Source organism: Flavobacterium sp. 38 (assembly GCF_057799715.1).
The window spans coordinates 109731-130999 of sequence record NZ_JBYNWZ010000010.1; the positions used below are offsets into that span (position 1 = coordinate 109731).

The following is a 21269-nucleotide window of genomic DNA, read 5'->3' on the forward strand; positions in this document are numbered from 1 at the left end:
CTTTTTGTTTTTAAAGAGTAATATATCTATGAGATTAGTTTTTGTTTGCTACGTTATTTTGTGATAAAACTCTAATTCGGTAAGGTCTTGTGGTTTCAAATTCATCAAGAGAGACGCTGTATACTTTTGATGAAGGTGATGTATAGTAATTTGTAAAATCATATCCTCCAATGATATATAATTTATCATTAATAAAATGCATTGCAGTAGATTTTAGTTCAAGATCAATATAATATTCTTTAATTAATTTCGATTTTGTATTGTAAACGAATAGTTTTCCATCTTCAAATATATAAATAGTATCGTCATTGTATGTAACTGCGGGATTTTCAAGTCGACAAAGTAATGTTGCTTCGTGTTTCCAGCTTTCATTTGTTAAATCGAAACTCTGGATCTCAGAAAAACTTCTGTTGTCGGGATTACCAATTGTAAAAATCTTATCGCTAATTAAAACCCCTTGCACTTCTTGAGCTAACGGCATTTTTGCTAGCTCATACCATAAGCCAGAAGTTAAATTGTACAAATGAACCTTGTCGGTAAAAGTTTTTACGCCCTTTACAGTCGATTTTATTGAGCCGCCCATAACGATAATATTATCTTTATAAGTGAAAGAAGCAAAGCTTACGGCTTTATGTGGGTTGGTTTTGTCAATTGCAAGGGTATTGTTGTTAAAGTCAAAAACTTCAATTTCGTTGTCTAGAAATTCATGTTTTTTATTGCCGAGAGGTGCTCTTTTTCCTCCTAAAACATAAAGTGTATTATTGTAAAAATTGATGTTATGATAAGCTCTTTTTTTAAATTTTTGATTTGATTTCTCCCATAAATCTGTTTTCGGATCATAAATTAACAGATCTCCTTTGTAGAAAGTTTTAGCTAAATCGCCTCCTATTTCTTGAAGGTATCTGTTTAAATAGGTAGGGTCACTAAATCTAGTAGGGTCGCCACCAATATTTTTAGATTTTATGGCAGTTAAAACATTCCATTCCTCGCTATTATCACCGCCAACAACATAAATTTTGCCATTTGCTACTGCAGAACCAAAAGCATAAATGCCGTGATCTAAAGGCGAGAGTTTGGTAAAATTAAGTTTGGATTTTAATTTGGACCATCTGTTGTCAGTTATATTTACATTTTTTAAAGTTTCAATGTCTTCTTCAAGAGAAACAATATAGTTTGATTTTATAAAATCTGTAACCGCAATTTTTGCTGTTATATAGCCAATATGAGAAACCTGAAGAGTGTCGTTTGGTTTTATTTTATTGTTTAATGAAAATTCTCCCTTCTTATTGGTTAATGTGCCAATTTGAGAGTTAAGTGCGTAGATATTTGCATCTTCTACAGTTAAATTGCTGTTTTGAGATTTAACAATTCCACTTATTGTTTGTGCGTTTGCAATTAAAGGCAGTAAAATGGCAATGAAAAGTAGTTTTTTCATAATAAAGAAATTTGGTTTTGATTAAATTCTTTAATATTCACAAAAGCCCGTTTTTAAAAAAGGCATTTTTTGTATTAGCATTAATTTGCTTGCGCTAAATTATTTTCAGATAAAACTCGAATTCGATTTGGTGCGGTCGTATCAAATTCATCAATAGAAATGCTGTACACTTTTGATGAAGGAATCTTCATAAAAGAGCCAAATGAATACCCTCCTATAATATACAATTTGTCATTTATGAAATGCATGGTAGCACCTCTTAGTTGAAGATCGACAAAGTATTCTTTAATTTGTTTTGATTTTGTATTGTAAATTGACAGCTTACCATCTTCCAAAATGTAAATGTCATTAGCGCTATAAGCAATTGCTGGGTTTTCTAGATGAGAAATTAAAGTTGCTTCATTTTTCCAAGTTTCATTTGTTAAATCAAAGCTCTGAATCTCAGATAAGCTTTTGTTGTCTTTGCTTCCAATAGTAAAAATTTTATCGTCAATCAAAACTCCTTTTACTTCTTTGGCAACCGGCATTTTTTCTAACTCATACCATAAACCAGAAGTGATATTGTACATGTGCACTTTGTCGGTGAAAGTTTTTTGTCCTTTTTCAGTCTTTTTTATCGAACCCCCCATAACAATGATGTTGTCTTTATAAACAAAAGAAGCAAAGTCTGCAGCTGTATGAGGATTGGTTTTATCAATAGTAATCTTGTTTTTAGTAAAGTCAAAAACTTCAATTTCGTTTTCTAAATATTCAAATCTTTGGTTTGTAGCTACTCTTTTTCCTCCTAAAACATATAGTGTATTGTTGTAATAATTTATATTATGATAAGCTCTTCTCTTGAATTTTGTATCTGATTTCTCCCATACATCTGTTTTAGGGTCGTAAATAAGCAAATCTTCTCTGTAAAACTTTTTGGACACTTGCATCTGAAGTAAGTCTCGATATTTTTTTTCGAAGTTAGGATCATTGTCAGAGCTTATGCTTCTTTCTTTTAAAATGTTTAATACATTCTCTTCTTCGCTGATGTCTCCACCTGTGATATAAATTTTGCTATTTATTACTGTCGAACCAAAAGAATACAGAACATTATTTAAAGATTCAAGTTTAGTAAAATCAAGTTTAGATTTTAATCTCGCGTGATGTTTTGTTATCTCTACATTATTAAGGGTTTCGATATCTTCCTGCAGTGAAATGATAAAATTTGATTTTTTAAAATCGGAAATTGCAATTTTTGTCGAAATGTAGCCAATATGCGATACCTGAAGTGTGTCGCTTGCTTTTGCTTTATTTAATGAAAATTCTCCTCTATCATTTGTTATGGTTCCAATTTTACCTTGTAAGGCATATATGTTTGCATCTTCGATTGGTAAATTTGTAGTTTGAGATTTAACGATCCCGTTTATTGTTTGTGCATTTGCTATAAAAGGCAGTAAAATGACGATGTAGAGTAGTTTTTTCACAATGTTTAGGGTTTGGTTCTGGTTAAATTAGTATAAAAATACATCTTTTTAGTTAAAAAACTGCATTTCAAAAAGTTGGCACAATTTCTATGCCTAGGCTGTTAATTTGAGGTAAAATAATTGTTAAAAATTATGGTTTTTATCGTTTTAAGCGTTAAATTCGCCTTTGAGGTAATATATTTGTAATTTTTAAGTTTAATTATGTAACTAAACTTAATAAAAGCAGAATTTAAGAACTTAAAAAGTAAATATGGTTTATAGGTTAATAATAGTATTGTTTTTTATCAGTGTTGGAGCTTTTGCGCAGGATAATTTTATTAAGCACAAAATTTCGCAAGGAGAAAACCTTTCTGTTATTGCTAAAAAATATGGAGTTAAAGTAAAAGATATTGCAGACGCAAATCCGAATGCTCCTAAAATATTGAAACTAAATTCGACGCTTTTAATTCCAAATAAAAATAAAAACACTGTAAAGTCAAAAACTAAAAACGTTGAAGTTGCAGTAAATAATACTCCTCCTAATACTTCTGGAACTCACGAAGTAGCCTCTAAAGAAACACTTTGGGGAATTTCTAAAAAATACAATATCTCTGTAGATGATTTGAAGAAAGCCAATCCGCTTCTAGAGTCTCAAGGATTAAAAATTGGACAGCAGATTGTTATTCCTTCTGACGTGGCTGTTGTTAATGAAAAACCCGTAGAAAGTACGGAAGAGGTAGTTTCGACAGATGTAGAACTTTATAGAGAAGTTAAAGCTAAAGAAACAAAATACGGCATTTCTAAAGAATATGGAATTACAGTTGCAGAATTGGAACGCCAGAATCCATCGATTAAAGGAAAAGTGCCAGTTGGATATCTTCTGAAAATTAAAGTTCCAAAAGAAAAAGCAGATGCAATTCAAGCATTAAAAGCTTCTCAAGAATCTACTGAAAATGCAATTGCTTCTTCTTCAGCTCCAGTTTCAAATCCGACAGTGGAAGCGGTATCAGAAATAAAAAGAGATTCTACATTGGTTCGAACGGGAAATCACTCAGAATTAATTGACCAGCTTATTGCAAATGCTACAGAAAATATCGGAGTTCGCTATAGATCTGGAGGAACTACAAAAGCAGGTTTTGATTGTTCGGGTTTAATGATTTGTACGTTTAATAATTTTGATATCAAACTGCCGAGAAGCTCAATTGAACAATCGCGCGTAGGAACAAAAGTAAGTACAGATGAAGCTCAAAAAGGTGATTTAATTTTCTTTAGGACCAATGGAAGACGCCAAATCAATCATGTTGGGATGATTGTAGAAGTTGCAGAAGGCGAAATTAAATTTGTGCACTCATCAACTCACGGCGGAGTAATTATCTCTTCTACAAAAGAGCCTTACTACACAAGAGCATTTTCTCAGGTAAACCGCGTTTTAAATTAAGCATGCAGAAAAGCATTTTGCAATATTTCTAATCTAAAAGGTTTATTCCAAAAGTCAGATACGTACTTATTCTCTTTGACTTTCTTAATTTCGTCGATATCGAGAGTCGATGAAAGCACAAAAATTTCTATATTTTCTTTTACATCTTCTGGCAGTTTGTCAAACTCTTCTAAGAATTCAAACCCATTCATAATAGGCATCTGAATGTCTAAAAGAATAATTAATGGATTTTGGTTCTGATTTTTCAAGATCCAATTCATTCCTTCTTTTCCATTATTAGCGATATAAGCAGGATTGATGTCAAGTCCTTTTTTAAGAAGCTTTTTAGTTACAAATTGATCAATCAAATTGTCTTCTATAATTATAAATTGAGATCTATACGGCATAAGAATTAGGTATTGTTACTATAAATTTACTTCCAACACTGCTTTCAGAAAAAACAAAAATATCTCCTCTTATATTTTCGACAGCTTCTTTTACAATATAAAGGCCTAAGCCAGAACCTTTGTTTTTATTTGTTCCAAAATACATATCAAAAATATTAGCTTTATGATCGTCGTGAATTCCGATTCCATTATCTGTTACTTCTATTTTATTCAGACCTTCGCTAAAATAGGTTTTAATCGTGATAAACATTTCCTGTTTATTACAATCTGCATATTTTATAGCGTTTGAAAGCAGGTTGTTGATAATGATTTTTAATCGTAATCCATCGCTTTCAATCTGATCAACCAAAAGTTCTTGTGTAAATTTAATTCTGTCTGCATTTTCAATATGCATTAATTGCAAAATAGCTTCATTGCACAATTCTTTCAAACTTACTGGTTCTATGATAACTTGTTTTCTCTTGTTTTTAGAATAGTCAATAATATCACTAATAAACTGGTCTTGTCTTTCCAGGCTGTGGTGCATCATTTGCAAATAATTTCGAACTTGCTGAGCATCGTCTTCCAAAGCTGTTATTTCGATTAGACCTTTCAGCGAAGTAATTGGCGACCGCAAATCATGTGAAGCGCTATAAACAAACCGATCCAATTCACGATTGACCAGAATAAGATTTTCATTTTTAACTTCAGTCTCTTTTTTCGAAACCAATAGTCTTTTAACCATTATAGAATAATAAAAACAGACACTTAAGATTATGATCAGGATAAAAAATATGTTTGTAATAATTAGTAAATCTTTTATTTTTCGGGTTCCTTCTCCTAATGTGTTTGAAAAATTACGTTCATTAACAGTTAATCGATCACTTATTGAGCTTATTTGTTTTAAGAATTTTTTCTGATCTGCTGCGGTTAACAAATTATGTTCGATTTTGGCATTGATCTGATGACCAATAACAAACAAATTAAAAATAAGTTTGTCTCCTTGTCCCCATTCTTCTATAGCTTTGGATAAAAAGCTTACATTTTTGAAATTTTCAAATAGCCAGATAATATCGTCTAAATCATCTTCGTCATTTCTGCCAATAAGAAACCCTTTTCTGGCAACTTCATTATCTCCAGCCTTTAAAAGTGTGACCCTTGCAATGCCATCACCCTGTGGAACTTTTAATTCTTCAAGAAACAAATTCCATTGTGTGGTATTCTTGGTAAATAAATAAGTGATTAAATGTCTTGATGCATCTTTTTGTCCTTTCGAATAATGTGATTCTCCATTTACATAAGCTCTGTTGGCAGATAAGATTTTAATAGTAAAAAAGTTGATGCAGATTAACAACGCACATGAAACAAAAACTATTAAAATAAGGATAAAAACATTGGGAAAGCGAAAGTTTTTTAAAGCTTGCAATCTAGACATAATCTTAAAATTAGTAGGTTAATAATAAACTGTCTTTTGCGTGTTTTTTAGCAATTATGAATAAACAATATGGGAATTAATTCATTATTAAACATTAAACACTTGTTAATATATTTTGCTATTTAAAAATGCCTTTAAAATGATTCTCTCAAATATAATAAAATTTATCTTATAGATTTCGTAAAAAAAATAATATTCAAACAAAAATATTTTTATTCCAAGTTTGTTTGTTTAACTATTTGTTGTTTAGTTTGTTGTGATTTAATTGGAAGACTTTTTTTGCTTTTGATAAACTTTTTAAGCAAGCAAAAGAACAATTTTGGAGAGGAAAAAAGAATTAAAAGAAACAATAAATTAAAAAATGACGAGCTCTCTTTTGTTTAATGATTGGAATGTATTCTTAATGAATAATTTAATTAAAACTTAGCGTAAATAATCAATCGTCTAAATGCATAAATAGATGGAACTAAAGGAAAATAAGCATTTATTCTTTTCTTAAATTCGGTAGTTAATGCAGAAAATTCTTCTTCTTTTAATCTTTCTTGGTAAACCGTTAAAGCAGAGCCAGAAATGAAGTCGAAAAAATCGTCTTTTTGATTCGAAATTAAAGGATAAACTTTTTCATAGAGAATCAAATCTTGACCGCCATTTTCGAATAGAATTTTAGCATATTCATCTAAAGTTAATACAGGCGAGGGGCGTGTCCAATTTTTAAGATGCGATGCAAAAGGCTCTTCTTGCACCAATTGTAAAAGTATTTTATTAAGGATGTTTTCGTTTTGCTGCGGCATCTGAACTGCCAACTGCCCACCTGGATTTATGCGTGAAATAATTTTCGGGAAAAGTTCGTTGTGATTGTCAATCCATTGCAATGCAGCGTTCGAGAAAATTAAATCCCACTTCGTTTCATCATCGATTTGTTCTAAAATGGTTTTTTCTTTAAACTCAAGATTTTCTTGTTTTGGAGCTTTTGCAAGCATTTCGGCAGAATTATCAATGCCCAAAACAAAAGGATTCGTAAGTTTTTGAGACAATTTTTGGGTAAGTTCTCCAGTTCCGCATCCGAGATCTATAACTTTCAGATTTGGTTTATCAATAATATGACTTGTAAGATCATCAAAAGGTTTAGAACGCTCTTCTTTAAATTCGTTGTATTTTTTAGGATCCCAAGTCATAATATTGTTTTTATTTAAAAATAAGCAAAATTTCTAGCGCTTCCAAGCCAAAGGCAACGATTGCCCCATTTGTTTAAAAGTTCCTGTGATCGTTTGGTCTTTTCCGAGAACACCTTCATATTCAATTTGTAAGTTGGAAACAGTAAATTTGAGTGTCGAATTTTCGAAAGTAATTGTTGTTACAGTAATTCCAAATGCTTTTTGGTCGACGCTGTCAAGTGTCGCACTTAAAACATTTCCGGTTTTGGTAATATGGAGAACAAGATTAAGTTCGGCTCCAGGAACTTTAAGCAGGGCTTTCCAGTCTCCTGTGTTATCTTGAGCAAATGTGTTCAAAGAAGCAAAAAAGAATAATAGCAACAAAGTAATTTTTTTCATGTGTTTTTGGAATTAAATGGCTGATTATAATGTGGAAGTAAAAAAAACTGCAAAAATATTTTGCAGTTTTTCAAATTCTATAAATTAAAGATTACTCAGATGTTTCAAGTGGGCCTAATGTGACCACTGTCGCGCTAACTGTAGGGCATCCATTGTTAAAGTAAAATGTAGCAGTGCATGCAATATCAGGCGCACATTCTGGATTTGTGAAAGACAAACGAATTTTATTGTTGTTTACATTATATGGATATGTTAATGTACCTTGGCTTTGGTTGTACAAGCTGCTAGGAGAAGTAGTTGTAAATCTTGTGCCATCAGAAAGACTAACGTCAATTTTAGAAATTGAAGACCAATCAATATTGCATCCCGCTGGAATAGATATGTCTACTGCTCCTCCAGCGCTTCCTGATCCGCTTCCTCTACAAATATATGATGCAGAAAGGATTGGTGTACAACATGAAGATCCGCTTCCGCTGGATTTTACAATTGGTATAACTGGACCGCATAATTGACCTGAGCTATCAGTTCCTAATGCTTGAATGTTACCGCTGCTGAAAGTTGAGGATGTAGTAATTGTTGCTGTTGTACCGTTTCCAATAATTGACAGACTTCCTGCAGGAATTACGTTTAATACACTCCAAGCTATGGAGTTCATAGAAGTACTGCTATTATACTGATAAGTAGCTGTTGAATTCGGGATTACAACTGAATATGCGTTATTTGTATTAACATTAAATACACTTGATCCAGAAATATAACATGTAATTGCTCCTGAAGCAACTGCTGCTGTTTTACCTGTTTTGTTTGAGATGATTGATTCTTTATTTGCAAGATTATTGTGGTTTGTTGTTTGGGTTTCCTCATTAGAACAAGAAAATAACGTCATACCGATAATTGCTAATAAAAAATTAATGCGCAAATAAATTTTTAATTTTTTCATGTTTTTTATATTTCCCTTTTTAGCACAATTGCCTTTAAAGACGAAAACTTTAGGTACTAGATTTGGGTTAATTTGTTCCGCCTTTTAGATTTTAACTTTAGATTTTGCAATCCGCTCAATTGAATTATTCGCGGTTATATCAAAGTACCCGCAAATTACTATTGAAGCGTTAGGTTAAATTTCTGTTGGTAATAATTGAATTTTTATCAATACGTATTACTGTTTAATTCAAATTTATGTAAAATAAATATTACAACATTACGTGAAGCCGTAAAGCGCTAATTTTGTTATGTTTATTATTTTTTTTAATTATAAGTAAAGATTAAGATTTCAGAAAAAAGTATATCTTTAGCCAACCTAAACCAATAAAAATGCAAGAAAACGACCAAGAACATTTTAAAAGAGAACTCGGGCTCTTAGACGGAACCATGCTTGTGGTTGGCTCTATGATCGGATCCGGGATATTTATTGTAAGCGCCGATATTGCCCGACAAGTGGGGTCGGCAGGATGGCTTACATTGATCTGGCTTTTGTCTGGATTTATTACTGTTGTCGCAGCGGTTAGTTATGGCGAATTGAGCGCGATGTTTCCTAAAGCTGGAGGACAATATGTTTACCTAAAAGAAGCCTACAACAAACTGATTGCCTTTTTGTACGGCTGGAGTTTTTTTGCCGTTATTCAGACTGGAACAATTGCTGCCGTTGGAGTGGCTTTTTCTAAATTTGCGGCTTATTTGTATGAGCCATTAAGTGACGAAAATATTCTTTACGAATTGGGAGCTTTCAAATTGAATGCTGCTCAGCTGGTTTCGATACTTACCATTATTATCCTGACTTTTATCAATAGTCGTGGAGTAAAAAACGGGAAAATTCTACAGACCGTTTTAACTATAATCAAAATTTTATCGCTACTTGGATTAGTCATTTTTGGATTAGCGCTTGCCGCGAAAGCTTCTATTTGGGATGCAAACTGGGCAGACGGATGGAGCACAAGAACATTTGACAAAGAAAGTGGTTCGTGGCTGCCTATTAGTGGTACGGCTTTGATTTCTGGAATTTCTGCTGCAATGGTTGGATCATTATTTTCGAGTGATGCTTGGAATGGCGTGACTTTTATTGCGGGTGAAATTAAAAATCCGAAACGAAATGTAGGTCTTAGTTTGTTTCTGGGAACTTTTATCGTGACTTGTATTTATGTTTTGACAAACTTGATGTATTTGGCTGTAATTCCGTTTGACGAAATGGCAACGGCAAAATTTGATCGTGTTGCAGTTGTGGCTTCAGATTATATTTTTGGAAATATCGGGGCTTTGATTATTGCAATTATGATTATGATCTCGACTTTTGCCTGCAACAATGGACTAATTATGGCAGGTGCGAGAGTATATTATACGATGGCAAAAGATGGTTTGTTTTTCAAAAAAGCAGCGGTCTTAAATAGTTCTAGTGTTCCTGCGTGGGCGCTTTGGGCGCAATGCATTTGGGCTTCGGCTTTGTGTCTGACAGGAAAATATGGTGATTTGCTGGACTTTGTAATTATAATTGTTCTTATTTTCTATATCCTGACTATCTACGGAATTTTTATTCTAAGAAAAAAGATGCCAGATGCAGAAAGACCTTATAAAGCGTTTGGATATCCATTTTTACCGATGGTATATATCATTGTAGCATCAGCAATCTGTATTTCGTTATTAATTACAAAATTCTCTACTTGCGGTTGGGGCGTATTAATTATGTTAACTGGAATTCCAGTTTATTATTTAACAAAACCTAGCGAATAATATTTTTGTTTTAGATTGAAAAGCTATTTCACAAAAAAAGCATCTTGTTCTTCAAGATGCTTTTTTATTTGGTACTTATAGTTTAACGATCAGATAAATCATTAATAATTCTTTCTTCTGTGGGTCTTAGGAAAAGAAGATAAATGAGGATAAGTATTCCGAAGATTATAAATTCTGGCTTTACAAATAAGATCAAAAAAGCGGCACCTTCTAGAACCGCCCATCGCATAATCGAAGCAGCTTGGTAAACAGGCAGTTTATCTTCGAGTTTTAATTTCGGATCTATCTGTTTTAATTGTGCTTTAAATAATATACTGCTTAAAACAAAAGCCAGAACTGGAATAGCAAGATATAGTATTGAATTAGAATCGATAACAGGAATATTCAGTTTTTCTAAAGAAAGATCACCAATAATGTAATAAGCGATAATGGCTCCCGCACAAATGGCAAGATGGATAATTTGTAAAGTTTTGATTTTTTCGGTCATGATTGGGTTAGATTTGAGTTTGATTGTATGCAAGTTAAGGCTAATTCTTTTTAAATGAAGAATTTCCTCTTTAGATTTTATTCAGGAGTGAAGTCTACCAACAAAAAAAAGACACTAAAATTAGTGTCTTTTAAATGTAAATAATCGCTGTAAACTCGGGTTATAATACAACCGGTTCATCAACAGATTTTATAGTTGAATTAATAATAGACAAAGTAAGCGGATCGGTTTCTCCAGAGAAGAACGCATCCAGAATTTCCTGAAATACCGGATTTGCATTTTCTACCAAAGAAAACAAAGTCATGCAAGAACGCAATTTTCGAGCATCTAAATCTCCAAAAATCCCGTCAGCCGATTTCATTTTAAAGGTTAATAATAATTCTGAAATCTCAATTAAATGTTTTCCTAAAATTGGATGTTCCAAATAATCAGTAGCTTCTTTTAAATCATTAATGGCATAAAGATTTGCGGTATCGCTTTTTCCTAAACCTTTTATTTGCGGAAAAATGAACCACATCCAATGCGTTTCTTTTTTCCCTTTGCTGATTTCAGAAAGAGCAGTAAGATAAAGTTTGTTCTGTGCGTCTAAGAAACGCGCTAAATCATTGTTCGAATAAGCCATTACGGTATTGTATTTAAAAAAAGGTTGCAAAAATAGTAAAAAAGATAGGTTTTGCCTAATAAAACGTTCATACAGTGCATGTTTTAACTTTTAGAGCAAGTAATATCTTACGTCTGTTTTTATAAAAAATGCTTCTTTTGGAGTTTCAATTCTATAAAAATCAAAGATTTCGATTGGTTCTTCTAAAGGTAAGATTGATCCTCGGCAAAACATCTCGAGCAGTTTTTGGAACTTGATGCTGCCAAAAACTATTAGTCGTTCCTGCCATTAATAAAAAAGAACCATGATGCAGCGGAATTTCGATTTGCGGAATTTCTTTGCTGTATTTATGACGAAGTCTGAACATTCTAGTTTCTCCAAACGTTACAGAAGCAATAATAGGATTTGGTCCTGTATTATGCTCTTTGTCGCTATGCCAGCCCACGCCATCATTTCCGTCTCGATATAAATTAAGCAGAACGGTATTAAAATCAAGTTGCGTTTCTTTTTCGACACGGCCTCTTATTTTTAATAATTCATAAGTCCAATCTGGTCCTTTGGGGTCTGCTCCAACATTATCTTTGTCTTCGTACCAAGCGATCATTCTAGGAACGGTATAGGTTTTATCATAAATTTCCATCTGATGTTCTCTCCATTTGGTTTTGCGAAGTATTCTTTCATAAAAACTGTCAGATTCTTCTTTGGAGAAGAAATTATCAATTAAAATCAATTCAGAATCTGGGATGTCAAATATTTTTTTTCCTCCCAAACCTGTTGTAAACAATTCGGTGTCGTTAAATAATGTCATGATTCTATTTATTTTTTGTCAATTTCAATCCAAACAGGCGCGTGATCACTCGTTTTTTCCCAACCGCGCACATGTCTGTCAACTCCACCCGAGCGCAACATTTTAGCAATTTGCGGACTCAATAAAAAATGATCAATTCGAAGTCCGGCATCTCGCTGATAAGCATTGCGGAAATAATCCCAAAACGTATAAATCTTTTCATTAGGATACAATGTCCGAATCGCATCTGTCCATCCCTGAGCAACAATGGTTGCAAAAGCCTTTCTGACTTCTGGTAAAAAAAGTGCGTCTTTTACCCATTTTTCAGGTTTATAGACATCTAATTCTGTCGGCATAACATTGTAATCGCCAACCAATATCACGGGAACTTTTAAGTTTAATAAGGTTTCAGCGCGATGCGCCAGACGATCAAACCATTTCATTTTGTATTCTAATTTTGGCCCCGGAGCTGGATTTCCGTTTGGGAGGTACAGACAAGCAATTACAATTCCGTCAATCAAAGCTTCTGCATAACGGCTTTGTACATCGTCTTCATCTCCAGGAAGTATGTGGGTTATTTCTTCAATTTCCATATTTCGAGCTAAGATTGCGACGCCGTTCCATTGTTTTTGCCCGTGCCAAATTGCATTGTATCCTGCGTCGTTAATGGCTTTTATCGGAAATTTGTCTTGTGGCGCTTTTAATTCCTGCAGGCACACAATATCAGGTTTGGTTTCTTCGAGCCATCGCAATAAAACATTCAGCCTTCCATTGACTCCGTTTACGTTATATGTCGCTATTTTCATAGTAGATTTAATTAGTTGTCTTAAACACTCCGCACAAATTTTAACACATAGAAACATAGTTTTTTGAAGCTTAAAAAAGGCGTTTCACTTATTTAAATTCACATAGCTCGGACTATGTGTTAGAAACGAGTTTCTTTTGGCTAATCTCTAATCGTAATCAAAATCTATGTTTCTATGTGTTAAAATGTTCTATGATTAAATTTACAGCTTTTCAAATTTTAAATCTTATATAATTTCTTATTTACTTAAAAAGTGTTTGTTAAAGAATACTTTACCTGGATATTTTTCGGCGAAAGCAAAAATTAACTGTTCAATATATTGATTGCTTTTATAAAGTGTAACATAACTTTTTACATCTTCGGGATCATTAATCGCTACATCTCTCGGAATATAGCCCATTCCGTGAAAACGGCCATTTTCAATCCAAATACAGCTTCTTTCGTCTGCAGATCGTCCTTTGTCTATGATGGCAAAAGTGGGTCTGTTATTTAATAAAAAATCAATTGCATTGTCTACTTGTTCATTATGAAGTATTGGGTCTGGTAATTCTTTTATTTCATGGTTATAGAAAAATTCACCTTCTTCAGTTCTTGAATATTTACAGAAACGATGATCGATTTGAAATTGCTCTGCCAAATTTCGCAAAAGATGAATACCAGTGTGCTGGTTATTAAATTCATGAATACAAGTCTGAAATTTGCTCATTTTCCCAATTGCGAGATATTTGTAGCCATTTCGAGCTTCGTATTGATAAATGCCAAATTTGCCTTCAAAACGTTTTAAAGCTCTGTTGTAAGTCGGCCAAAGTTTTTTGATTTCGGTGCATTCTAAAAGAAGCGCCATGAGTTCTGTAGCACAGATTTCGAAAGAAATTCCGTGAATATCTCTTAAAAAATGCTGCCGTTGAGGTTTGATATTATTTCCTGTAAAATGCGATGTAACACGTTTTTTCAGATTAATGGCCTTACCGACATAAATCACTTTTTTTGCCTGATTATAAAAATAATAAACTCCGGGTTTTTCGGGCAATTCATTAAAATCTTCAGGAGGAAGGTTAGGAGGCAAACGCTGATCTTGAGCTGTTTTCTTGATCATTTTATCAATTTCTCCAGCATCGTCCCATTCTAATAAAAGAGAAAAGAGAAGAGCAGTAGCATCAGCATCTCCGCCAGCGCGGTGTCTGTTTTCTAAAGATATATTTAAAGAATTGCAAAGATTTCCTAAACTGTAGGATCCTAATCCGGGTTTTATTTTTCGGGCGGCGCGCACAGTACAGAGTTTTCTCGCTGTCCACTTAAATCCCGCTTGTTCCAGCTGATGACGAACAAACGAATAATCGAAATTGACATTGTGCGCAACAAAAACACGATCAGTCAGCATTTCGAGCACTTTTTCTGAAATATCATCAAAGATCGGTGCATGAGCCACCATTTCGTTATTAATTCCCGTTAATCCAAAAATAGCAGGAGGAATGTCCTGTTCAGGATTTACAAGTGTTTCGTAACGATCCAGCACATTTATACCATCATGAATAATAATGGCAATTTCTGTAATACGGCTTCCACTGGCATTTCCGCCTGTGGTTTCAATATCGACTATGGCATATTCTTGCTTCTTCATTTGTATATAACGTAAAATCGATTGTTTTTCTGTTGTTCATCTCTTATTATTTGCCTAAAAACTTCTAAGCTTTAACTGTAATAACATCTTTAAGTAAAGTAGAAAACTTTGGCGATAATCGGTCTTGTTTCATTTTCCATTGTCGTCCTAAAGACTGTACGCCGAATTTAATTTTATTGTTACCATAATTTTGGTTCATCTTGTCAATCACACTCATTAAAGGTTGATGTTTAGGATTTGATGTTTGAAATAAATTAAGTTGCGTTTCATTATTTGGGGTTAATCCCATTACAATGACACCAGCCTTTTTATAGCGATAGCCTTTTTTAAAAATAGCTTTAAAACCTTTTTGCGCCGCTTTATTAAGTTCTATTGTTGAATTAGTAGGGAAATCAGTCGTAATGGTAATGCTTCTTGAATAGTGTGATTCTTCATTTTTTATAAAACTAGTCTGAATGAAAACGGTTACCATATTGCAATGACAATTCTGTCGTCTTAATTTTTCTGCACAAGAAGCTGTAAATGTGCTGATTCGTTCTGAAATTTCTTCATAAGTAGTATATCTTTTTTCGAAAGATCTCGTCGTAGCAATCATTTTGCGATCTGTAGCTTCTTCTAATTCCAAAGTTGGTTTTCCTTCTAATTCATGTTTCAATCGAAGCCCCACTACAGACATTTCTTTTCTTACCCAAGCATCAGGGAGCTGGGTAAATTCATAAGCGGTATTGATTTTTCTTGCTTTAAGTCTTTTGGCCAGTTTTCTCCCAATTCCCCAGACATCTTCAACTTTGGACCATTTTAAGGCTTTAATTCTCTTTTCTTCAGAATCAATACAATAAACGCCCTGCGTACGATCTGCGAATTTTCTAGCAATTTTATTTGCCATTTTAGCCAAAGCCTTCGTAGGCGCAAAACCTATACTTACAGGAATTCCGGTTCCTTGCGTAACTTCTTTTCGCATTTTTAAGCCCAATGCATTCAAATCAAATAAATCGTAGCCAGAAAATTTTAGGAATGCTTCATCAATACTATATACTTCGACTTCGTTAGTATAAGTTCGGAGAAGGTTCATTACTCGATTGCTCATATCACCGTACAATGGATAATTAGAAGAATAAACAAAAATGTTTTTTTCTTTAAAAATGGCTTCATACTTAAAAGCAGGAATAGCCATTGGTATTCCCAAAGCTTTAGCTTCATCAGAACGCGAAATAACACAGCCGTCATTATTAGAGAGAATAACGATAGGTTTTCCTCTTAAATGTGGCTCAAATACTCTTTGGCAAGAAGCATAAAAATTGTTACAATCAACTAAAGCAAACATTTTATTTTCTGATTTAAAAAGATTTAATGCAGTGAATCACAATTCCCCAAATCACAAAATTATTTTCTGGGGTCACTTTTATAGGCTGATAATCTTCGTTTTCGGCAATAAGCCAAATGATATCTTTTTCTATTTTGATACGTTTTACAGTAAATTCGCCATCAATTTGGCAAACTGCAATTTTATTATTTTGTGGCTCCAGACTTTTGTCTATAATTAATAAATCACCGTCATTGATACCTATATTTTTCATAGAATGTCCTTTCACTCTAGCAAAATAAGTGGTGTATTGATGTCTGATGAGCTCTTTATTAAGATCAATAGACGACTCAATAAAGTCATCAGCAGGCGAAGGAAAACCGGCGCTTATACCCACGTCAAAAAAAGGCAGTTTTACTTCCGAATTAGTATCTGGAATATATAATTCTATTGATTTTATGGTATTTATATTTCTCAATTTCATAATCACTTCAAAAAAGAGGTCTTTTTCGTATCACAAAACTAGTACAGATAATAACATTTTTTGTATATTTGCTGTTCCAAATTATAACAAATTTATTATGTCCTTATTTTCAGACAACATCAGAGCGTTAAGGGTTAAGCATAAAATATCACAGGAGAAATTAGCTGAAAACCTTAGCATTACCAGAGGAAGATACGTGAAATACGAAGACGGAACTTCGGAAGCACCGTATGATATTCTAAAGAAGATTGCATTATATTTTCATATGAGTATCGACTTGATATTATCTGTCGATATACGTAAAATTGATGTGCAAAATTTGATAAAACTCGAAGGCAATCGACTTATTTTACCAATTCAAGTGGATAGTTTTGGAGAAAATTTTATTGAAATTGTATCTCAAAAAGCAAAAGCAGGATATCTAAACGGTTATGCCGATCCAGAATATATTGAAAGTTTGCAGCAAATTACCCTTCCATTTTTAGGTCCTGGAAAACATCGCGGATTTCCCGTTGAAGGGGATTCGATGCCGCCTCATGAAGATGGTTCTATTATTATTGGACGCTACGTAGAAAAATTAGGGGAAGTAATGGATGGAAAAACCTATATCCTGATTACTAAAAATGAAGGAATGGTTTACAAACGTCTGAATAAAAATAAAAAGAACGCTTTGGTTTTAGAATCCGACAATAGTTTTTATCCGAATTATGAAGTGAAAGCGTCTGATATTCTCGAAATCTGGGAATACGAATGCAACATCGGCCGTTCAGACAAAAAACAAGAAACGACCGAAACGGGAGCAATGAAAGATTTGCTTTTAGAATTGAAAAGAGAAGTTAGGGAAATTAAGAATAATACTTCGAATACGTAGGCAATATCAATTACAATGTCAAATTTCAATTTTAAAATTCCGTAGGAATGATTTATATTGTAGCAACGGATTTTAATCCGTTGAAAATTAGACGGTCAATTTAAAAGTTCCGTAGGAACGATCCATATTTAGACGTTTTTATATGTGTCGAACCTATGGTTCTCCGAATTATCTGCGTATCGATTTTGACCGGATTAAAATCCGGCCCTACAAAATGATTCGAGCCGATGGCTCTTTTAAAAAGCATCTTTTAAATGAACATCCAAAAAGCCAAACCAGAAGACCACATAAACTTAACCGAAATCACCAAAAAATCAAAAGCATTCTGGGGATATTCGGAAGAACAAATCTTAGCCTGGGACAGACATCTTACCATTACGGAGGATTATATTCAAAATAATCTTGTTTTTAATTTAGTCAAAGAAAACAAAATCATCGGTTATTATTCTTATCTCAAAGAAGAAAATAATCAGGTAAAATTGGATAACTTATTTCTTGTGCCGGAATACATCGGAAAAGGATTTGGAACTTTATTGATGAATGATTTCTTGGAAAAAATGCGAAATGAAAAATGCCAAAAAATCATTCTTGATTCTGAACCAAACGCAGAGAAGTTTTATGAAAAATTAGGATTTAAAAAAGTGGGCGAATTTGAAACTTCAATCAAAAATAGATTTATGCCGATTATGGAGATGAGTCTATAATTAAAATTATTTTTTTCCGCCACGAATTCACAAATTATTTAAAATCAAAATTCGTGAATTCGTGGCGGGAAAAAAAATCTAAACCTTCAACGCAAACCAAAACGTACTTCCTAATCCCAAATTGCTTTCAACACCAACCGTTCCATTCTGCGCTTCAATAAATTCCTTGCTAATCGCTAAACCCAATCCCGTTCCTGTTTTTGGACTTCCCGGAATCTGAAAATATTTATCAAAAACTTTTTCTTTATATCTTGTGTCAATTCCTTTTCCAGTGTCGATAACCTGAAAAACAATCTGGTTGTTTTCTTCTTTTAGTTTAATGAGAATCGTACTCTTTTCTGATGAATATCGAATCGCATTCGATAAATAATTAATCAAAACCCAACCCGTTTTTTCACTGTCGGCTTTTACATCTTTTAGGTTTTCATCGGCATCGATAATCAATTGAATCTGCTTTTGATCGGCCTGAACTTTTACCGCTTCAACTGCATAATCGGCAATTTGGTACGGATTACTTTTTTCAATATTCAGCTGAATATTTCCAGTTTCCAATTGTGATAAATTCAGCAGTTCACCCGTAATTTTCAGCAAACGCTGACTGTCGTCCTTTATACTTTCTACCAGTTGTTTCTGGTCGTCGTTCATTTCGCCAGTTTTTGTGTTTTCAAGCAATTGCAAACTCAATTTTATAGAAGCAATTGGCGTTTTTAATTCGTGCGAAACCGTTGCAATAAAATTAGTTTTAGCAAAATCAAGTTCTTTAAACAAAGTAATATTTCGCAGAATAATCACATCGCCAATATTGATTTCTTTTTCTTCGCCAGTTGGCGTAATCGTGATATTAATGATTTCTTTTTCGAAATAACTTTCTTTAGAATTAGCAAAAATTTTCAAAGGGAGTTTTTTCAAATTTCCTTCGTCTTTCAGAATTAAAGAACGAATTAAATCATTAGTAATCGCTAATTCCGAAGCCCGTTTTCCAATCGCATCTTCCGATTTTAGCCCAATAATTTTTAGCGCTTCATCATTTGCAAACAAAACAATTCCGTCATGATCCAGACCAATAATCGGATCGTTCATATTATTGATAAGCGTTTCCAGACGTTTTTTCTCAAAAAGAAGTTTATAAACATTGCTGTCATGATATTCTTCTAGTTTTTGCGCCATTGTGTTAAACGATTTGGCCAGATCTCCAAATTCGCTATGACTTGTAAAATGCACACGCTCTGAATAATTTTTATTAGCAATTTCTTTAATGCTAAAAGTCAGTTCCTTAATCGGATTGGCAATATTGTTTGGAAGATTAACTAACAAATTAAAAGCGATCAAAAAGCACAAAGTTCCCACAATCGCAATAGATAAATTAGCCGTCTCTGCGGATTGTTTTGCAATGTCACTTTTCTGTTTGATAGCATCCAAATTTAGTTTCATGATGGCAAAAATATCTTGACGAATCTGTGCTTTTAGGTTTTCGTCAGCATTGTTTTTTTCTAAAAGAGCAAAACTAGCCATCAATTTCTCTGTAGCTTGTTTTTCACCTGGCTCGGTTATATTTCGAGTTTGCTTTTGAAGATTTTCTTCAAAATTGTGAATCGTTTCTTTCGAATCTGATTTCATTCCGTCCAAAGCAAAAATCATATTTCGCGAATATTCCAGTGTATTGTAATTCGATTTCAGAATATTCTCTGTATCCTGTTTAATCAAGAAAACAGAATAAGCGCTCACCAGCGAAAGGATGATAATCATCAAAAATAACAATCCGACACCCAGATTCAATTTGGTTTTAATTCTCATAAAAAACATATTTTTTGAACCATATAAGTCATATAAGTTCATTTAAAAGATTGTGTTTAATCTTTAGACAAATAATAGAATGCGACGATAAGCTTTTTAAACTTTAAAACACAATCCGCTTACATTTTCTTATATGACTTATATGGTTTACCCTTTAAGATAAAATAACAAGATCGACGTTTGATAAAGACAGTTTGTTTAACAGACGTCTGAAAATTGTTGTAGACAAAATTACTTTAAATAAATTCAAATGCGGCTTTCCGATACAGACAGTTGTGATTTGTTTTTCTTCGACGGTTTTTAAAATCGCATTCGCAATATTTTCATTTTCCACTTTAATCACTTCTGCGCCCAATTGAACGGCAAGTTTAAAGTTATTAATTAAATGTCGTTGTTTATCGAGCGCAATTCTCGTTGTACTTTCCTTCGGAGTTTCAACATACAAAACATACCAGATTCCGTTGTAATAACTTGCCAGACGAGCCGCTTTCCGAATCACAATTTTAGCGGTTTTATCATTACTGCTTATACACGCCAACAATTTTTCATGACGTAAAGCATGCAGATTCGGAACTTCATTCTCCACTTTTCGAACCACTTGGCTTGCTACTTCCTTCAAAGCCAATTCACGCAATTGCAGAATTTGTTCCGATTTAAAAAAGTTTGCCAAAGCCGTCTGAATTTTATCTGGCGTATAGATTTTCCCTTCCTTCAAACGCGCAATCAAATCTTCTGAAGTCAAATCGATATTCACCACTTCATCCGCCAGACGTAATACATTATCCGGAATTCTTTCCTGAACATCAATTCCGGTAATGCGTTTTACATCTTCGTTCAGACTTTCAATATGCTGAATATTTACCGCCGAAATAACATTAATTCCTGCTTCAAGAATTTCCAAAACATCCTGCCAACGTTTTTCATTTTTGCTTCCCTCGACGTTGGTATGCGCCAATTCATCTACAATTACGACTTCTGGACGAAGATTTATAATCGCCTGAACGTCGAGTTCCTCAAGCTCTTTTCCTTTATAAAAAATGGTTCGCCTCGGAATAAGAGGCAAACCAGCTAATAATTCATGTGTTTCTTTCCGATTGTGCGTTTCGATATAACCGATTTTCACATCGATTCCGTTTCGCAATAACGAATGCGCTTCCTGCAACATACGGAAAGTTTTCCCCACACCGGCACTCATCCCAATGTAGATTTTAAACTTCCCTTTCCGTGATTTCTGAATCAAATCGAGAAAGTGCTGTGCATTATTTTCCTTTTCCTGTTTCATAAGTTTTGCCACAAAGGCACTAAGACACTAAGTTTTTTTAATTAGGAATCTGCAAAATCCGCCAAATCTGCGAGAATAAAAATCTCGCAAAGACGCTAAGTCGCAAAGTTTTTTTGTTTCACGCAGATTTTAAAAGATTTAAGC

20 protein-coding genes are annotated in these 21269 nt (G+C 33.4%); 4 read left to right on the forward strand and 16 right to left on the reverse strand.

The annotated features are described in order from the left end of the window. Positions 1–34: 34 nt before the first annotated feature. Together AC3E9W_RS19675 and AC3E9W_RS19680 are read right to left on the reverse strand one after the other, a co-directional pair. Positions 35–1435: a Kelch repeat-containing protein gene (locus AC3E9W_RS19675; protein WP_488769691.1), complete on the reverse strand. Its 1401-nt coding sequence runs from the start codon at positions 1433–1435 to the stop codon at positions 35–37. Positions 1436–1515: 80 nt separating this feature from the next. Further along, positions 1516–2895 carry a Kelch repeat-containing protein gene (locus tag AC3E9W_RS19680; protein ID WP_488769692.1) on the reverse strand — a complete coding sequence of 460 codons (1380 nt, stop codon included), beginning with the start codon at positions 2893–2895 and terminating at the stop codon, positions 1516–1518. Positions 2896–3145: 250 nt separating this feature from the next. Between AC3E9W_RS19680 and AC3E9W_RS19685 the strand changes: the two genes are divergently transcribed. Further along, positions 3146–4312 (forward strand): NlpC/P60 family protein, encoded by a 1167-nt coding sequence (locus tag AC3E9W_RS19685; protein ID WP_488769694.1) that lies wholly within the window; start codon positions 3146–3148, stop codon positions 4310–4312. Here AC3E9W_RS19685 and AC3E9W_RS19690 read toward each other — a convergent pair. From AC3E9W_RS19690 to AC3E9W_RS19710, 5 genes are all read right to left on the reverse strand, one after another. Beyond that, entirely contained in the window at positions 4309–4698 is a 390-nt protein-coding gene (locus tag AC3E9W_RS19690) for a response regulator (protein ID WP_306158636.1), read from the reverse strand. The two genes, AC3E9W_RS19685 and AC3E9W_RS19690, sit on opposite strands and share 4 nt — an antisense overlap. Next, complete coding sequence (locus AC3E9W_RS19695) at positions 4688–6112, reverse strand: sensor histidine kinase (protein ID WP_488769695.1); 1425 nt, start codon at positions 6110–6112, stop codon at positions 4688–4690. Before AC3E9W_RS19695 ends, AC3E9W_RS19690 begins: the two co-directional genes overlap by 11 nt. 416 nt (positions 6113–6528) lie before the next feature. After that, entirely contained in the window at positions 6529–7287 is a 759-nt protein-coding gene (locus tag AC3E9W_RS19700; protein WP_488769696.1) for a methyltransferase domain-containing protein, read from the reverse strand. Between the two features lie 33 nt (positions 7288–7320). Next, positions 7321–7665, reverse strand: a complete 345-nt coding sequence (locus tag AC3E9W_RS19705) for a hypothetical protein (RefSeq protein WP_488769698.1) — start codon at positions 7663–7665, stop codon at positions 7321–7323. A 91-nt stretch (positions 7666–7756) separates the two neighbouring features. Then, complete coding sequence (locus AC3E9W_RS19710) at positions 7757–8605, reverse strand: hypothetical protein (RefSeq protein ID WP_488769700.1); 849 nt, start codon at positions 8603–8605, stop codon at positions 7757–7759. Positions 8606–8976: 371 nt separating this feature from the next. Here AC3E9W_RS19710 and AC3E9W_RS19715 point away from each other — a divergent pair, with 371 nt between their 5' ends. Beyond that, entirely contained in the window at positions 8977–10386 is a 1410-nt protein-coding gene (locus tag AC3E9W_RS19715) for an APC family permease (protein ID WP_306158647.1), read from the forward strand. A gap of 82 nt (positions 10387–10468) precedes the next feature. Here the strand turns inward: AC3E9W_RS19715 and AC3E9W_RS19720 are convergent, their stop codons facing one another. The 7 genes from AC3E9W_RS19720 to AC3E9W_RS19750 all read right to left on the reverse strand — a co-directional run bounded on the left by AC3E9W_RS19720 (position 10469) and on the right by AC3E9W_RS19750 (position 16474). Continuing rightward, positions 10469–10873 (reverse strand): MFS transporter, encoded by a 405-nt coding sequence (locus AC3E9W_RS19720; RefSeq protein ID WP_488769702.1) that lies wholly within the window; start codon positions 10871–10873, stop codon positions 10469–10471. Positions 10874–11033: 160 nt separating this feature from the next. Continuing rightward, positions 11034–11495: a DUF1810 domain-containing protein gene (locus tag AC3E9W_RS19725; protein ID WP_306158651.1), complete on the reverse strand. Its 462-nt coding sequence runs from the start codon at positions 11493–11495 to the stop codon at positions 11034–11036. A gap of 160 nt (positions 11496–11655) precedes the next feature. Then, a complete protein-coding gene (locus AC3E9W_RS19730; protein ID WP_306158653.1) occupies positions 11656–12282 on the reverse strand; it encodes an alpha-ketoglutarate-dependent dioxygenase AlkB family protein in 627 nt (208 codons plus the stop codon). A gap of 8 nt (positions 12283–12290) precedes the next feature. Next, positions 12291–13067: an exodeoxyribonuclease III gene (gene xth, locus AC3E9W_RS19735; protein ID WP_488769705.1), complete on the reverse strand. Its 777-nt coding sequence runs from the start codon at positions 13065–13067 to the stop codon at positions 12291–12293. A 237-nt stretch (positions 13068–13304) separates the two neighbouring features. After that, positions 13305–14687, reverse strand: coding sequence for an exonuclease domain-containing protein (locus tag AC3E9W_RS19740; protein WP_488769707.1), 1383 nt, complete (start codon positions 14685–14687; stop codon positions 13305–13307). A 64-nt stretch (positions 14688–14751) separates the two neighbouring features. Then, positions 14752–16011: a Y-family DNA polymerase gene (locus AC3E9W_RS19745; RefSeq protein ID WP_456894045.1), complete on the reverse strand. Its 1260-nt coding sequence runs from the start codon at positions 16009–16011 to the stop codon at positions 14752–14754. A 13-nt stretch (positions 16012–16024) separates the two neighbouring features. Next, positions 16025–16474: a LexA family protein gene (locus tag AC3E9W_RS19750; protein WP_456894047.1), complete on the reverse strand. Its 450-nt coding sequence runs from the start codon at positions 16472–16474 to the stop codon at positions 16025–16027. A 97-nt stretch (positions 16475–16571) separates the two neighbouring features. Between AC3E9W_RS19750 and AC3E9W_RS19755 the strand changes: the two genes are divergently transcribed. Together AC3E9W_RS19755 and AC3E9W_RS19760 are read left to right on the forward strand one after the other, a co-directional pair. Further along, the gene (locus AC3E9W_RS19755) at positions 16572–17345 is read left to right on the forward strand and encodes an XRE family transcriptional regulator (protein WP_115889681.1); all 774 of its coding nucleotides are present in this window, start codon (positions 16572–16574) and stop codon (positions 17343–17345) included. Between the two features lie 254 nt (positions 17346–17599). After that, complete coding sequence (locus tag AC3E9W_RS19760) at positions 17600–18049, forward strand: GNAT family N-acetyltransferase (protein WP_488769709.1); 450 nt, start codon at positions 17600–17602, stop codon at positions 18047–18049. 78 nt (positions 18050–18127) lie between these two features. Here AC3E9W_RS19760 and AC3E9W_RS19765 read toward each other — a convergent pair whose 3' ends face one another. Next, the gene (locus tag AC3E9W_RS19765) at positions 18128–19843 is read right to left on the reverse strand and encodes a sensor histidine kinase (protein WP_488769710.1); all 1716 of its coding nucleotides are present in this window, start codon (positions 19841–19843) and stop codon (positions 18128–18130) included. A 154-nt stretch (positions 19844–19997) separates the two neighbouring features. Next, positions 19998–21125 (reverse strand): sensor protein KdpD, encoded by a 1128-nt coding sequence (locus AC3E9W_RS19770; protein WP_488769711.1) that lies wholly within the window; start codon positions 21123–21125, stop codon positions 19998–20000. Between the last annotated feature and the right edge of the window lie 144 nt (positions 21126–21269).